The organism is Exiguobacterium sp. s152 (assembly GCF_018618335.1).
GTDB lineage: Bacteria > Bacillota > Bacilli > Exiguobacteriales > Exiguobacteriaceae > Exiguobacterium > Exiguobacterium chiriqhucha.
Genome location: NZ_JACSLX010000004.1, coordinates 1 through 14,709, shown reverse-complemented (window position 1 = coordinate 14,709; position 14,709 = coordinate 1). Strand labels below are relative to the sequence as shown.

Here is a 14,709-nt window from a genome sequence, read left to right as displayed (position 1 = left end):
TATACAGGAAAAGCGGACAGATGGAGAATGTGTTCTGTGAACACATTCAAAATCGAAAAATGCGTCGTGCGTTGCTAAGCTGAAACTAGGAAGTGATCAAATGTACAAACAAGTAGCAGACTATCAATTTCATCAAACGGTTGAATGGTTAGAGCGCGTTGGTGGAGGATGGATGTTGTATTTGGCGCAAACCGGGTTTCTGTTTTTTGACGAGACATTCCAAATCCGATGGGAACTCGAGTGGAAATGGGCACCTTGCGCACTATATATTGAACCACATGGTAGAAGAGCCGTCGCGCTATTTCGAGATTTGCAGACATACGGAGTCATGGATTTGACGAACGGGACGATGGAACGTCACCCAATTCCACGGACGTTCCATGACGATTGGTTCAGTAACCTGCATTACTGGTCAGGGGACGATTTGTATTTGTACTCGGCCGAATCAGATATCGTCGCCTTGAACTTGAACGATCACACGTTTCGGTATAGCCGTTACGAGGAGATCCCGGAGTTCGGGAACATCATCGAACTCGCATATCAATCGACCTATGATTTCGAACGATTCACGGCACCTGGCCTCGTGACCTTGTACGATGAACGGAATCAACAGTTCATGGTCGAGGACGTCGAAGCGGGCGCGCGTTGGAAGATTCCATACGGGGGTGACCGTGACTTGGTCATCGTCGATCAAATGGGTGTGACGACTGCCATCACCTCGATGACATCGTTCCAACTGTTTGAGCGCGATTGTGAAGTGTTCTCATCAGAAGTATGTGCCGAGACCGAATTGTTGAAAGTCGTCTTATTGGACGAGCCGGGCGACAGACTTGTCGTCCTATCGACGCCGCGTCGCTTCTGCCATAGTTGGCTGCAAGTGTTCGAGCGTTGACAATCCTGGACCAGGGCATGGTTCAGGATTTTTTTACGAAGGCTTACAGAATCTCGTCTAAAAACGGGAACAGTCTTCTTAGATGGAGAGGAGTGGACAGGGATGGAACGATTAGGACAAGCGTTAGTCCGATGGCGCTACGCTGTCGTGTTGATTTGGACGGTATTGCTCGCGGTATCGGTATATTTCGGATTACAGTTGCCAAGTGAACTGCGCGGCAATGGATTTGCGATTCAAGACGGGCGCTTCGCCCAAGTGGAAGATACGTTGAACGACCGGTTCGACCGGGCCGGGGCCTCGATGATCGTCTTGTTGGAAGGTGGGGACCTTGATACGGTCATCGAGCAGCAACGGGATCGACTGATTGACGTCGATGGAATCGACGGCGTGATCACGCCAGCCGAGAATCCCGATGCCCGCTCAGGGGACGCAGCTTACTTATTGCTCGAGTTCGAGGATTACGATACGGCCGAGGCGTCAATCGATGACGTTCGCAACGCCTTGATTCGAGATACGGATACAGACGTGCGATTGACCGGAGAGCCGGTCTTCGCGGATGACTTGAATGAAGCGTCGAAGAATGACTTGATTCGGGCCGAGTTGATTGGAATCCCGGTCGCGTTGCTCGTCCTCTTGCTCGTCTTCGGGACGCCGCTCGCCGCGGTCATGCCATTATTCGTTGGATTGATTACATTCATCGTGGCTGCCGGCTCGTTGTTCTTCTTTGCCCAGACGATGGAACTATCCATTTTCGTCTTGAATGCGGTCGCGATGATCGCCATCGCGCTCGGCATCGATTTTTCCCTATTGCTCGTCAACCGTTACCGGGAAGAGCTCGCACATGGGAAGTCGCGAGAGGCAGCCATCGTCCGAACGGTCGCGACGGCCGGACGTTCGATTCTGTTCTCAGGGCTTTGTGTGTTCGTCGGACTGGCCGGGTTGCTATTCATCCAAGTCGACGTGTTCCAAGCCATCGCGCTCGGTGCGCTGATTGCGGTGGCGGGCGCGGTCTTATCGGCGCTCACGCTGTTGCCGTCCGCCTTATATATCGTCGGAGATGCGATCAATAAAGGGCGTCTTATCAAAACGAATGAGACGCGTTCTGAAGTACGGTGGCAGAAGTTGGCCCGTTTCGTCATGAGACGTCCCGTCACGATGACACTCGTCGCGCTCTTGCTGTTACTACCGAGTCTCTGGTTCGTCCGTGACCTCGAATTGAACATCCCGGACGCCGATGCACTCCCGACCTCGTACGAGTCGCGGGCCGCCCTTGAGCGGTGGGACGACGTGTTCGGGGAGACGTCGACCGATGCGGTGCTCTTGTTTGAGACGAATGACTTGACCGATTCGATGATTCTCGATGAATTGACCGCACTCACCGATGAGCTATCCGAGGATCCGATTGTCGACAACGTCACGACGTTCTTGACGGCATCCGGTCTCGAACCAGCCGAATTCCAACAACTCGCTGAAGCGGCACCAGAGCAACTCGAGGCGTTCGAACGTCTCGTCACGCTTGAAGGGAATACAGACCTTGCCCTCGTCAACGTTAGTTTCAACGTCCCGCCGAGTGATAAAGACGCGCAAGCGTTCGTCCGAGATTGGCGCGAGAGCGGTTTTGACGTCGGGGGACCAGCCGCGTTCAACGAAGAAATTTATGAAGAGATTTATGACAGCATCCCGTATGCGGTCGTGACTGTCATCTTGGCGACGATGGTCATTCTCATGTGGGCGTTCCGCTCAGTCTTGATTCCAATTAAGGCGATCATCATGAACGTGCTCGGTCTCGGGGCGACGTTCGGTCTGCTCGTCATCATCTTCGAATCAGGCTACGTGTACGATGCCGAGACGATCAGTATCTTGACCCCGGTGTTCATCTTCTCGCTCGTGTTCGGCCTATCGATGGACTACGAGGTGTTTCTCGTCTCGCGGATTGAGGAATATTATCGGGAGACCGGGGATAACGATTACGCGACGGAGATGGGACTCGCCAAGACGAGTAAAATCATCACGTCGGCCGCAGTCATCATGATTGTCGTCACGGGGGCGTTCGCTTTTACCGGTGTTAGTCCAATCAAACAGCTCGGTGTCGGCATCGCGCTCGCGATCTTTATCGATGCGACAATCATCCGGATTTTACTTGTCCCATCCTTGATGAAACTGCTCGGGGACTGGAACTGGTGGTGGTTTGGTAAGAAAAATTTACCGAAACGTAATCTACACTAAATATACATTTAATGAAATAGTCGTGAAAATGTGTTAAAATAGTTTCATGATTACGCGCAATTTGGGAAAGGAAGGTCTTTATGGATACCGAGAGGACATGGCCTCTGTTTCAATTACCGGACTTCTAGCGTTGAGTTTTTACAAGCGACATCAATGTAAAAATCAACAAACGGAAGATCGGAGATGGAACAGATGGAACCGCGGCTACGACTGAGGATCCTCCTCTCCGTTGAAAACGGGGAGGACAATCGGAATGAAACGAGTTGCTACCATAGTGCTCGGAACGCTGATCATGGCGTTCGGTTATTATTATTTGAATGAACAGTTTGGTTTGGCAGAAGGGGGCTTCGTCGGGCTAGCATTGCTCGGCCGCTATTTATTTGATATCGATCCGGCGATCTCGATGATCGTACTCGATATCCCCTTCTTTTTAATCGCCCTTTGGTGGAAAGGCTGGCGCTTCGTCGGGCAAGCCGTGCTTGCCGCGGCGTCACTGTCGCTCAGCTACGCCATGTGGGATCGGTTGGATTTACTCACGTTCGATATCCAAGTGTGGCCGGCGACGTTGTTCGCCGCCATCGCGAGCGGGATTGTGACTGGTTACGGTCTCGGTCTCGTCTTGAAATCGGGCGGGGCGACCGGGGGCGACGATTTATTCGCACTCGGCCTATCGAAATGGACCGGCGTATCGGTCGGGACGATTCTCATCATATTTGATGTCATCGTCTTGGCGATTTCGCTCATCTATTTGCCGCTGTCGAACGCGCTTTATACGCTTCTCGCGGTCTCAATCGCGGGTCGTGTCGTCACGAAGATGTTGACGGAAGACGTGGTCGAAGTAGCCGTACCAAGTGTGACCAAACTAAAAACAAAAAACGATCTCGCGTGAGATCGTTTTTTTAATGGCGTATTTAAAGGAGCTTGTCATTACTTACTTCTCGATTGAACTCGCAATCTTTAGTAACTCTTCTTTTGAAAGACGACTCCCTGAATAGTCGATTGCGTATTCAACATTTTCGTATTGCCAACTAACCATTTTTGTTTGATCAACTTCTGTATAATATCCGCTCGAGCCATCCGATAACTTGATCGACTCGTCCCAACTAGTGACGTGATTCCAGCCTAGGTTTGTCGTGGCCCATATCGTCAACGATTCGACGTCGTTCTCGTATACAAGTTTGACTTGACTCAAATTGACGACATTGGAGTAGTGATTCGTTGTTTCGATTGGGAGATAATTAGGTTCATTGACTTCGAACGGAACGAACGATGTCGTGAATGTGAGTGGTAATGGAGCCCTTCCGGCAATCAGAAGAATAAAAATCAAGCCAAAAATGACTTTGAATATGGGACGGCTGGTTCTTTGATTTGGTTGACGGGTCACTGTTCTGTCTCCTCTCATTCGAATCACTTCTAGCATACCGAAATAAAATTCTAAATAGACAATCGTTTTATGTAACAGGGACATGAGAAATCGAATATGCGGAGAACAGTAACAAACGTCACAGCGCTTTCTGGAGCTGTTGCTCTACACTAAACATAGAAGGAGGGAGTCACATGAAATGGATGATTCCAAAACAGCACGGCGCTTGGTCGATGCTGATTTTACCGTTCTTACTCGGCGGCATTGTCGGAGGGTGGACGCTCGCGCACATCCCGTTCGCCATCGCCTGGTTGTTCGTTTATATGGGTACATTTTTCTTGTTCCAATACATTAAGCAACGGAAGAAGTCACAAGAGCTGTTGCGTACGGTCGTGACGTATTTGACGATTGCGATTGTAGCTGCCATCCCGGTGTTTTTGTCCGAGTGGCGTCTTGTCTGGTTTGTCCTTGCTATGATTCCATTCGGTCTCATCAACGCCTATTTTGCCAAAATTAAGGATGAGCGCAACGTCTGGAACGACGTCAGCGCCGTCACCTCATTTTGTATCGGCGGGATGGCGAGCTATTATCTCGGGGCGCGCATCTTGGATGGGACGATAGTGTGGATGTTCGCTTTGCCGTACTTATATTTCCTCGGAAGTATCTTTTTCGTCAAAACGATGATTCGGGAGAAGAAGAGCTTGTTTTATCGGAACGTATCATGGGGGTATCACTTTTTGCTCGTCGCCATCTTCATCGCGTTTGGCTATCCGGTCTTGGCACTCGCTTACGTGCCGAGTCTCGTCCGGGCGGTCGCGTTCTACGGCAAAAAGATCCCCATCATGAAGATCGGGATCGTCGAAATCGCCAACTCGGTGTTCGTGCTCGGTTGTCTCAGTTGGTATTTATTTAGTTAAGAAGGGGAAACCCTTCTTTTTTAGTCGCTCGAAGATGTACTCGAAATGATAGCCACGGTCGCCGCTGCCGTTGCCGCCTGTTGCATGGCGAGCAGATGGGCGAACGTCCCGTGCAACAGTAAATCGCTCGCGTCTTCCTTGATGTTGTTTGCCGCGACGAGTTGCAAGGCGACCGTCAACGCATGGGTGTGGAACCAGCGATGCTTTTCCTTCTCGGCGTTCGTGATGTCGATCAGGTCGCGCTCGTCGTTGTCGTTCGGGGCCGCGACGATGGCCAAGAGGGCGAGCGCTGGCAGATGCTCGTTTTTGACGGCGATTGCTTGTCCTTGGAGTCGCGTGCGCCACTCGAGCAGGCGATTGATGACCTCGTCTGAAGGCAAGTCGCTAAAAGCAAGCAGATGGGAGACGAGTTGGAGCTCGTTTGAGCGGGGCAACTCGGCTTTCAACGCTTCGTAATACGTCTCAATCCGTTGGCTCAACGCATCGTGGTCATCGAACGCTTGAACGAGGACGAGAGCAGACAGAAGGTCTTCTTCGCTCGTCAGCCAAGGATGGTTTCGTTTGAACGTCTGATAGAGTGCGCTCGCCTCGTCAAGCCGGCGCTCGGGTTCATCGACGTTGATCAGTTGGCTCGCGATGAAGGGCCGCAACATACTGAAACGGAAGTGCTTCCGGTCGAGTAGCGTATCAAGCCGGAGTGCCTCGTCGATGGCGGATTCGATGTCTTCATACTTGGCATCGAGAAACGACAGCCAGACGAAATTATTGCTGCCGCGAAACTTGGAGAAGGCTTTTGTTTTCCGTTTGACGGCCGCTTGAGCCTGCTCGAACCGCGCTTCATCGAACGGGGTGTCGTGTATGGCATAATTGATGGCCATCAAGCGTCGGAAATCATCGGTGAACCACTTTGTCGCTCCTCTGATTGCCTCGAGTGCTTCGAGGTAATGCGTATAGCGTGTCATCATCAGCAATTCCTCCTTTTTCTCCTTATACGAGCTTAATCGAAAGAATGATTCAAAAAAAGCCGCCCTGGATTTGAACTGCTCCCCGTCAAGTAGACAGGGAAAATAATGAAAATCAGATTAGGCGGCTTGAGACCTGTATTAGACAGGTCTCGAGTTATTTTGTCATTTCTGGAGACAATCATGATTATAGAAGGGGAAATTTTGATTTGCTCAGGTTTCAGATACTTTGTCGAAATTCTGACCTGAGCTGCGCCCACTGATATTGAAAAAAACGAGCAACCACCCAAAGGCGGTCGCTCGTCATCGTTAGCCAACATCGCATAATAATCACTCTTATTTTGAACTACACAGTTATCAGAGAAAAATGAAAAAACGCTGTTGACACCTTCTCTGAAATATAGGCTATACTCCCAAAATTGGGTTAATCCTCATTAGTCTCCGTGCGTTCAAAAACAATCTGTTGTGATTGTTCGTCCCATTTAGCTAATATTTTATCCCCTTTCTCAATAGCCCCTCCTAAAATTTCACGAGCTAATTTCGTTTCTAGCTCACTACGGATTACACGTTTGAGTTCTCGGGCACCAAATTCAGGTTTGTACCCTTCTTCTGAAAAGTGGCGAGCTAAAGTTTGATCGAAAGAAATAGTAATACCCTGTTTCGACACATTCTTCGCGACACGTTGTAGTTGAAGTGATACAATTTCGTGTATTTGATCCTTATTTAAAGCACTAAATACAATAATTTCATCAATCCTGTTTAAAAACTCAGGACGGAAATGACTTGCCAAGACAGTCATAACTTCTTTTTTTACGCCTTCATAATCTTCTTTAGAAGAACTATCGCTGTTTAATCTAGTACGAATAATATCCGACCCTAAATTTGACGTAGCTATAATTATCGTGTTGGTGAAATCTACAACTCTTCCTTTTCCATCAGTAAGTCGTCCATCATCGAAAACTTGAAGTAAGATATTGTACACGTCAGGATGAGCCTTTTCAATTTCGTCTAACAATATCACGCTGTAAGGTGAACGTCGTACTTTTTCGGTGAGCTGACCGCCTTCATCATAACCCACATACCCAGGAGGAGCACCTACAAGACGTGCTACTGCATGCCGCTCTCCATATTCTGACATATCAATTCGTAATAATGCATTTTCATCTCCATAAATAACTTCTGATAAAGCCTTTGCAAGCTCGGTCTTACCTACCCCGGTAGGTCCTAAGAAAAGAAAAGTGGCGACAGGCTTATTTTCTTCGCGTAATCCTGAACGAGACAAACGAACTGCATCTGAAACAGCGTTTACTGCCTCTTCTTGACCTACTAAGCGCTGATGTAGTTGTTCTTCCATGCGTAAAAGTTTGTCTTTTTCTTCTGTTGTTAGTTCGTTCACTGGAATGCCAGTCAATTGCGAAACCACATGAGCAATATGTTCAGGTTTTACTTCTGTACTCCCTGATCCTTTTTCGGCTTCCCATTCTTCTGTTAATTTTTTTAACTCACTTTCTTTTTCTTCAATAACTTTTGTAAGTTCGCTTGCTTTATCGTACTGCTTTCTATTTGCAACGTAATCTCGCTCTCTTAGAAGGTGCTGCAATTCAGCTTCGATTTCTTGAATTCCGGCAGGACGTGAAGTGGCAACTAGTTTAACTCTAGCTGCCGCTTGATCAAGAAGGTCAATGGCTTTATCAGGTAAAAAACGAGAAGGAATATATCGATCTGATAACTCTACTGCAGAAATAATAGCTTCTTCGGTTATAGTCACCTTATGATACGCTTCAAAAGTATCGCGCAAACCTCTTAAAATCATAATCGTTTGCTCTGGAGTCGTCTCGTGAATAATAACCGGTTGAAATCTTCTTTCTAAAGCCGCGTCTTTTTCAATGTACTTTTGGTATTCATTCAGAGTAGTCGCGCCAATGAGATTCAACTCTCCTCTAGCAAGCATTGGTTTGAAAACGTTAGCTATATCTAGACCGCCTTCTTCCCCACCTTGTCCAGCGCCTACAATCGTATGGACCTCATCAATGAACATAATTAAATCATCTTTATTTTCCGATATTTCCTTCAACACTTTTTGAACACGTTCTTCAAACTCTCCTCTGTATTTTGATCCAGCAACCATTGCGTTAATATCTAACTCCATTAATCGCTTATCCTTTAAACCTTCAGGTACTTCACCGTCAACAATTCGTTGTGCTAAGCCTTCTACAATAGCAGTTTTTCCAACCCCTGGATCACCAATCAGTACTGGATTATTTTTTCTACGTCGAGCTAATATCTCTATTGTGGTTTCCACTTCTTCGGCACGACCTATGACCGGATCTAGCTTCCCTTCTTTAGCCATCTTAGTAAGATCGCGCGAAAATTTCTCCAGTTCAGGGGTGTTACTCAAATTGGATAGACCTCCTTTGTTTTCACCGTTCCCGACAACCTTACTCACTTGCTGTCTTATAGATTGAGGCGTCAAACCATATTTGCGAAGGATGTTTGCAGCCAGTCCCTCTCCCTCTTCAGATAAACCAATCAAAAAATGTTCGGGACCAACATAAGTGTGTCCTAAATCATTTGAAGCAATAAAAGAACGACTTAAGGCGTCTTTTACTCGCGGTGAAACGCTAATCTCACCTTCATGCAGTGTCTCTCCATGTTTCGCCTCAGCTTGAATTTGTCTTTTCAAATCTTCCACTTTAATTTTGAATTGATTAAATATACTTTGAACAACCTCACTGTCTGTCAACGCCAACAATAAGTGCTCTGTATCTATTTCGGGTCTGTTAAATTCAGATGCATATTGTCCCGCTTTTTGAAGCATCTCTTCCGCGTTTTCACTCAATCGGCTAGTTAAAGCACTACCACGCTTGCGCCGTGCCACTTCGCTCGAGGTTTCATCATAAACATTTTCTTTACTAACTTCTTCATCTACATTAAAAAAAGGTAGTTTGCTCGAAAAAAAGTTATCGAGCATAGTGCCACGTATTCCAAATAACGATTCGATTGGAGAAATGTTTAATCCATTGCGTTGTAAAAATTCTTGATAATGACCTTCACATAACTCCATATTTCGTAACTGACCATTCAAGTTTGCTTGGACTCTGACTGATGCTGGCTTTCCACAAATATCACAGCTGTTCGTCGACATCTTCCCTGCCCCCTTAATCAATCGAATAGTTTAGTTCATATATATTTCCCCGAGATCACCTAATGTAAAACATGTTATTTATAATAAATAATTGTTTTTAGATCACTCTTAAAAGAAATGCTGACTTTAACTTACCTGTGCATAAGATACATTCGTCCTTTAGATGAGCGGTTTGTCAAATTAAGCGCAATACTTCCTCGTAAAGGTCCGCTGTGCCGTTTTCCGGTTCAGACACTTTCTCGGCCTCCCGTTGCTCTTGGCGAGCGCGTCATGCGTGATTTTCGCGAAGGATTCTCTTGGAGTTCATGTTGCCATGACGAGTACGGGTCGGCGAAATTCATCGGCACGCCAATCAATGCACGAATCGTTCCCTTTATCGAGGCCTCGGTGCGGCCCTTGATCGGCAGTGTGGGCTCTTTCGCCGCGATGCAGGCCTTCGCCTGCCCTCGTATTTAAACCACCGTGTTTAGCTTCTAGTGCCCGAACGTCTCGCGTGTGCGCACCTCCCACGGGCGGTCCGGGATGGTCAAACCGACGTTGATAAGCCCGCAGGTCTGCACTCGTTTCCGGTGCTTGTCCTTCTGCCGGAGCAAGGTCATGGGCACGTAGATTACCCCCATAGACCCAGCGATAAATCGTCGAGAAGGCGATTTTTCCCATGTAGAGGTGAGCGACGATCTGTTCTGGGGACCAGGTTGCCGGTAGCTTCCGGATGATCGTCAGGAGCGTAGTTTCGTCAAGCTTCGTATTTAGCGCTCCTGTGTGCGTTCAGCTATCTCACAATAAACCGTATGGACATCCCTAGCTCCAGATGAATCCCTATATATATGTTTGTTCTTCCATCGTATGTAGTGCACTCAGTTTTTGTTCGATTGAATGTCGATTTCTTGCCATAAAAAATACTCCCCGAATTAGATAAACAGATTTGTTATTTCATCTGTCTACCTAATCGGGGAGCAGTTCACCCAGGCTTAGCGGGTCTGCGGTATATATTTTCTAGTACGGCGGTTTGTCGAGCGTGGTGCGACGAGGAAGAAGATTCCTAACATCACGCCGACCCCAAGTCCCCAAAGACTGTTGAACAGAAGCATCAACACGATCCCGAAGACGAGTCCAATACTCACATCACCCATACGGTCAAACATTCGTAACCACCTTTTCTGTGTTCGCTAGGCTAAAGGTTTACCCACCAATGAGAAGTGAACCACCTGGGAGGCTAGCACATCTCCCTTTTGTTATACGTGATTTTTCTGACCAGGTTTCGTTTTATAGAAACTATAGACGACGCTGATCAAGATGACGAGGATGATGGCGCCAAGTGACATCCAAATCGGCATCTTGTAGACGTCGCCCAACACCATCTTCGCCCCGATGAAGACGAGCATGAAACTGAGCCCGTGCTTCAAATAGTAGAAGCGGTCAATCAAGTTGGCGAGGACGAAGTAGAGGCTACGGAGTCCAAGAATCGCCATGATGTTCGCATAGAAGATGATATACGGGTCACGCGAGTAGGCGAAGCTAGCCGCGACCGAGTCGACGGCGAAGACGATATCCGACAGCTCGATGAAGATGAGCGCGATGAACAGCGGCGTGAAAAACAGCTTGCCGTTGATGCGTTTCGTGAACTTACCAGACGAGATGTCTTGCGTGATCGGCAAGCGGCGTTCGAGCCAACGGATCGTCTTGTTCTCCTCGAGCGACTCGTCCTTGCCGATGTTCTTGAACATCATCCATCCTGTATAGATGAGGAAGGCACCGAACACGTAATAGACCCAACCGAAGTTTTCCAAGAGTGACACACCGGCGACGATGAAGACGGCCCGGAAGAAGATTGCCCCGAGAATGCCCCAGAACAACACCTTGTGCTGATACTTGAGCGGAATCGCGAAGTAGGCGAACACGAGCGAGAAGACGAACACGTTATCGATGGCGAGCGCCTTCTCGATGAAGTAGACGCTCGCATATTCTGTCGCGACGGTGCTGCCTTGCGAGTAGAACAACCAACCGCCGAACGCGATGGCGATCCCGATCCAGACGAACGTCCGTGTCCATGCCTCGCGGAGCGAGACTTCGTGTGCCTTGCGGTGGAACACCCCGAGGTCAAGTGCGAGCATGAAGATGACGAGTGCCAAAAAGGCGATGAGTAGGGTCAACAATAATTCCTCCTTTTAAGGTCATATGAACTCTATATAATCAATTTGAGGTCATAAGAACTTAAAGTAAAGCATTTAAATACAGATTGTTCGAATTAAAAGCAGGTTGAGGAATTTTGGCGAGGAAACTGTGTGAAAATACTGTCGAGCACCTGCGAAGTTGAGAATGAAGGACAGGCTCTCGTATAATGTGAAGTAACAAACTTGAAAGAGGTGGAATAAGCCTTGGATTCATCCTGGCTGATTGATTTATCGATTATTTGGTTTCTCATTGTATTGAACGGTATTTTTGCGATGTCGGAGATTGCGCTCATCTCTTCTAAACCGAGCCGACTCGAGGCGGCTGCGTCAAGAGGTAGCCGAAGCGCGGAGATTGCCTTACGACATTCGAAAGATCCGACCGACTTGTTGTCGACCGTCCAAGTCGGAATCACGTTGATTGGAATCATCAACGGGGCGTTCGGTGGAGCGCGGTTCTCGGAGCCATTGGCGCAACAGTTGATTGCGCTCGGTATCGGGAGCGAGCTTGCTGGCACACTCGGATACATCATCGTCGTCACGATCATCACGTACTTGTCGCTTATCATCGGGGAACTTGTCCCGAAACGGATCGCCCTCGTGACACCGGAGCGGGTGACGATGACAATCATCCCTGCGCTCGACTTTTTCAGTAAAGTGATGAAGCCGTTCGTGTGGGTATTGTCGAAATCGACACTCATCGTATACAAGTTACTCGGGTTAAAATCTGAGCAATCAAGCGGAGAAACGGAACTTGAAATCAAACAGTTGTTGAGCGAAGGGATGGCACAAGGTGATTTTGCCCATGACGAAGTCAAACAAGTCGAGCGATTGTTTGCCTTCCATGACCGCTACATCTATCAATTGATGCAACCACGTACGACTGTCGAATGGATTGATCTCGACGACTCAATTGAAGGGATCCAAGAGAGAATTTATAAGAGTCAACATAGCAAGCTGCCGGTCGGTCGCGGAAGTCTTGATCAGTTCATCGGTTTCGTCGAAGTGCGCGATCTTTTGACGCTCCCGTCACTGAAACACGAGTCGCAGATTTTGAAGCGGGTCAAACAAGCGCTCGTTGTGCCGCGCCAGCGAGAAGCGAGCCTCGTCTTACAAGCTATGCAACAGAGTGGTGTCGGGATGGCGTTCGTGTTGGATGAGTATGGCGGATTCCTTGGGATCGTCACCTTATTCGATATATTAGAAGAAATCGTCGGGGAAGTCATCATCGAGGAGGAAGAGCCATCGGTCGTCCGGCGCGAGGACGGCTCATATCTCGCCGATGGCATGCTCAATATCGACGAGGCCAAACAGTTGTTTGGACTTCCAGATTTTTTAGAAGGACAAGAACGGGCCGCCTATCACACATTGGCCGGCTTTTTGATCACGCAGCTCGGTAAAGTCCCTCAAAAGGGAGACGTAATCGAGGCGTACGGTCTGCGTTTTGAGATTGTCGATATGGATGGTCGTCGAATCGATCAAGTCTTAGTTCGACCAATCGATTCGGAACCGTCTATCGAGCCTCAATAAACAAGAAACCTCTCCTGTCACCGAATAGTGAACCGCCCCCTGTCAAGTAGACAGTGGAAATAATAAAAATCGTTTAGACGGCTTCAGCCCTGAATTCTAAAGGGCTGAGGCCGTTTAGTCGTTCTTGGTAACGGTCTTGGTTGTAAAAACGAATGTACTCTGCCACGGACTCACTGAGATCGTCATAGGTACGATACTTTCGAAGGCGATAGCTCTCACATTTGAGCGCACCGAAAAAGGCTTCCATCGGGCCATTGTCAATACATCGACCCACACGTGACATACTCTGGGTGATACCGGCCTCCTTAGTCATTCGGCCGATCGGCACGGAACTCCCGGTTCAAAAGATTCTCAGCTGTCTGTTGAGGAGTCGAATAGACGTATTTCTTCTTTCGTCTACGGATGACACAACGCAGGCCACCGGCCTCCATGAGTCGGTACACACGCTTGTGATTGATATGTCGGTCGAACCGTCTCCGAAGATTCATGCCCATGCGACGATACCCGTAGATACCCTTGACCTCAAGGTGGACGCTTCGCAGTTCTTCGAGGATTTGTCTGTTCTCGATTTCACGTGCCGAGGGTTCGTGTTTCAACCATTTATAATATCCTGCTCTTGAGACGACAGCGATTTCACAGAGGCGAGCCACCGGGTGACCACACGTGGAATGTAGACGGCGGATGGACTCATATTCATGCGCATACCAAATTTGGTTCAGCTTTGCCCCCTTCCGATTTCCTTCAATTTTTTTAGGTAGTCATTCTCCATGCGGAGGAGCTCGTTCTCTTTCGCTAAACGTTTTAGCTCTATTTGGACACGTTCATCAGGTGTCAAGGCAGCTTTATCCTTCTTGTGCCCACGTCGATCAAGCAGGGCGTCAGGGCCACCCTGGTCGTACTTCTTCACCCATGAATAGATCTGTTGATAAGATACCCGATGGGTCTCCGCAATTTTGCGATAGTCCCTTCTGTGGCTCAAACAGTCAATCACTGCGTCAAGTCTCTCTTCGAACGTCGTCTCTCTCCCCTTGGTCATCGTGTCTCTTCCCCTCGAGGTGGCTTTGAGTTCTTTATGACCAGTATACTGATTTATCCATCCCTGAAGAACACTCCGACATGACAATCCGTATTTCCTGACAATCTCATTAGGTGAGAGTTTGCCGTTAACACAATCTAGAACTACGTTGGTTTTGAGTTCTTTCGAATAGTTCTTCCAAGTACGCGGTTTTAGGAAAGCGTCAATCCCATCGGCTCGATAGAGCCTAATCCAATCTTGGAACGTCTTTTGGGGTATGTCGTACTGTCGTAATACCTGAGAGAAAGCCATTTGACCTGTTTCGTAGGCTGTGACAGCTTCAACTTTTAACTCTGGAGGATACTTTTTTTGAGCCATACAAAAAACTCCCTTCAAAAGTGGGCTAACCTAAATTTTTGAGACAATATAAAAACACCTTCGCAGTGGTACACTTAAAAAAAGTGCTAGCATCGGAGGTGTTTTTGCGT

General features: G+C 48.1%; 13 protein-coding genes. 5 read left to right on the top strand and 8 right to left on the bottom strand.

Going from position 1 to position 14,709, the window contains the following annotated elements; translation table 11 throughout:
* Nucleotides 1–100: 100 nt before the first annotated feature.
* From KNP72_RS08490 to KNP72_RS08480, 3 genes are all read left to right on the top strand, one after another.
* Complete coding sequence (locus tag KNP72_RS08490; RefSeq protein ID WP_021068149.1) at nt 101–892, top strand: hypothetical protein; 792 nt, start codon at nt 101–103, stop codon at nt 890–892.
* Between the two features lie 102 nt (nt 893–994).
* Nucleotides 995–3,118 (top strand): MMPL family transporter, encoded by a 2,124-nt coding sequence (locus tag KNP72_RS08485; protein ID WP_214832879.1) that lies wholly within the window; start codon nt 995–997, stop codon nt 3,116–3,118.
* A 253-nt stretch (nt 3,119–3,371) separates the two neighbouring features.
* Nucleotides 3,372–4,007: a YitT family protein gene (locus KNP72_RS08480; RefSeq protein WP_214832877.1), complete on the top strand. Its 636-nt coding sequence runs from the start codon at nt 3,372–3,374 to the stop codon at nt 4,005–4,007.
* A gap of 42 nt (nt 4,008–4,049) precedes the next feature.
* On the opposite strand, the gene KNP72_RS15975 is transcribed toward KNP72_RS08480, so the two are convergent.
* Complete coding sequence (locus KNP72_RS15975) at nt 4,050–4,520, bottom strand: DUF4367 domain-containing protein (RefSeq protein ID WP_251130739.1); 471 nt, start codon at nt 4,518–4,520, stop codon at nt 4,050–4,052.
* A gap of 155 nt (nt 4,521–4,675) precedes the next feature.
* Between KNP72_RS15975 and KNP72_RS08470 the strand changes: the two genes are divergently transcribed.
* Nucleotides 4,676–5,398 carry a YwiC-like family protein gene (locus KNP72_RS08470; RefSeq protein ID WP_214718432.1) on the top strand — a complete coding sequence of 241 codons (723 nt, stop codon included), beginning with the start codon at nt 4,676–4,678 and terminating at the stop codon, nt 5,396–5,398.
* A gap of 20 nt (nt 5,399–5,418) precedes the next feature.
* On the opposite strand, the gene KNP72_RS08465 is transcribed toward KNP72_RS08470, so the two are convergent.
* The 4 genes from KNP72_RS08465 to KNP72_RS08450 all read right to left on the bottom strand — a co-directional run bounded on the left by KNP72_RS08465 (nt 5,419) and on the right by KNP72_RS08450 (nt 11,658).
* On the bottom strand, nt 5,419–6,363 hold the full coding sequence (locus KNP72_RS08465; protein ID WP_251128945.1) for a DUF4003 family protein: 945 nt from the start codon (nt 6,361–6,363) through the stop codon (nt 5,419–5,421).
* 421 nt (nt 6,364–6,784) lie between these two features.
* On the bottom strand, nt 6,785–9,505 hold the full coding sequence (locus KNP72_RS08460) for an ATP-dependent Clp protease ATP-binding subunit (RefSeq protein WP_214832875.1): 2,721 nt from the start codon (nt 9,503–9,505) through the stop codon (nt 6,785–6,787).
* Nucleotides 9,506–10,476: 971 nt separating this feature from the next.
* Complete coding sequence (locus KNP72_RS08455) at nt 10,477–10,638, bottom strand: hypothetical protein (protein ID WP_214832872.1); 162 nt, start codon at nt 10,636–10,638, stop codon at nt 10,477–10,479.
* 102 nt (nt 10,639–10,740) lie between these two features.
* Nucleotides 10,741–11,658: a TerC family protein gene (locus KNP72_RS08450; protein WP_214832870.1), complete on the bottom strand. Its 918-nt coding sequence runs from the start codon at nt 11,656–11,658 to the stop codon at nt 10,741–10,743.
* Nucleotides 11,659–11,883: 225 nt separating this feature from the next.
* On the opposite strand from KNP72_RS08450, the gene KNP72_RS08445 reads away from it, so the two are divergent.
* On the top strand, nt 11,884–13,206 hold the full coding sequence (locus KNP72_RS08445; RefSeq protein WP_214718426.1) for a hemolysin family protein: 1,323 nt from the start codon (nt 11,884–11,886) through the stop codon (nt 13,204–13,206).
* A 73-nt stretch (nt 13,207–13,279) separates the two neighbouring features.
* Here KNP72_RS08445 and KNP72_RS16030 read toward each other — a convergent pair whose 3' ends face one another.
* The 3 genes from KNP72_RS16030 to KNP72_RS08430 form a co-directional block, all read right to left on the bottom strand.
* Nucleotides 13,280–13,453 carry an IS3 family transposase gene (locus tag KNP72_RS16030; RefSeq protein ID WP_418508257.1) on the bottom strand — a complete coding sequence of 58 codons (174 nt, stop codon included), beginning with the start codon at nt 13,451–13,453 and terminating at the stop codon, nt 13,280–13,282.
* Between the two features lie 58 nt (nt 13,454–13,511).
* Nucleotides 13,512–13,802, bottom strand: a complete 291-nt coding sequence (locus tag KNP72_RS08435; protein ID WP_214718422.1) for an IS3 family transposase — start codon at nt 13,800–13,802, stop codon at nt 13,512–13,514.
* Between the two features lie 119 nt (nt 13,803–13,921).
* Nucleotides 13,922–14,599, bottom strand: coding sequence for a helix-turn-helix domain-containing protein (locus KNP72_RS08430; protein WP_214718420.1), 678 nt, complete (start codon nt 14,597–14,599; stop codon nt 13,922–13,924).
* Nucleotides 14,600–14,709: the final 110 nt, after the last annotated feature.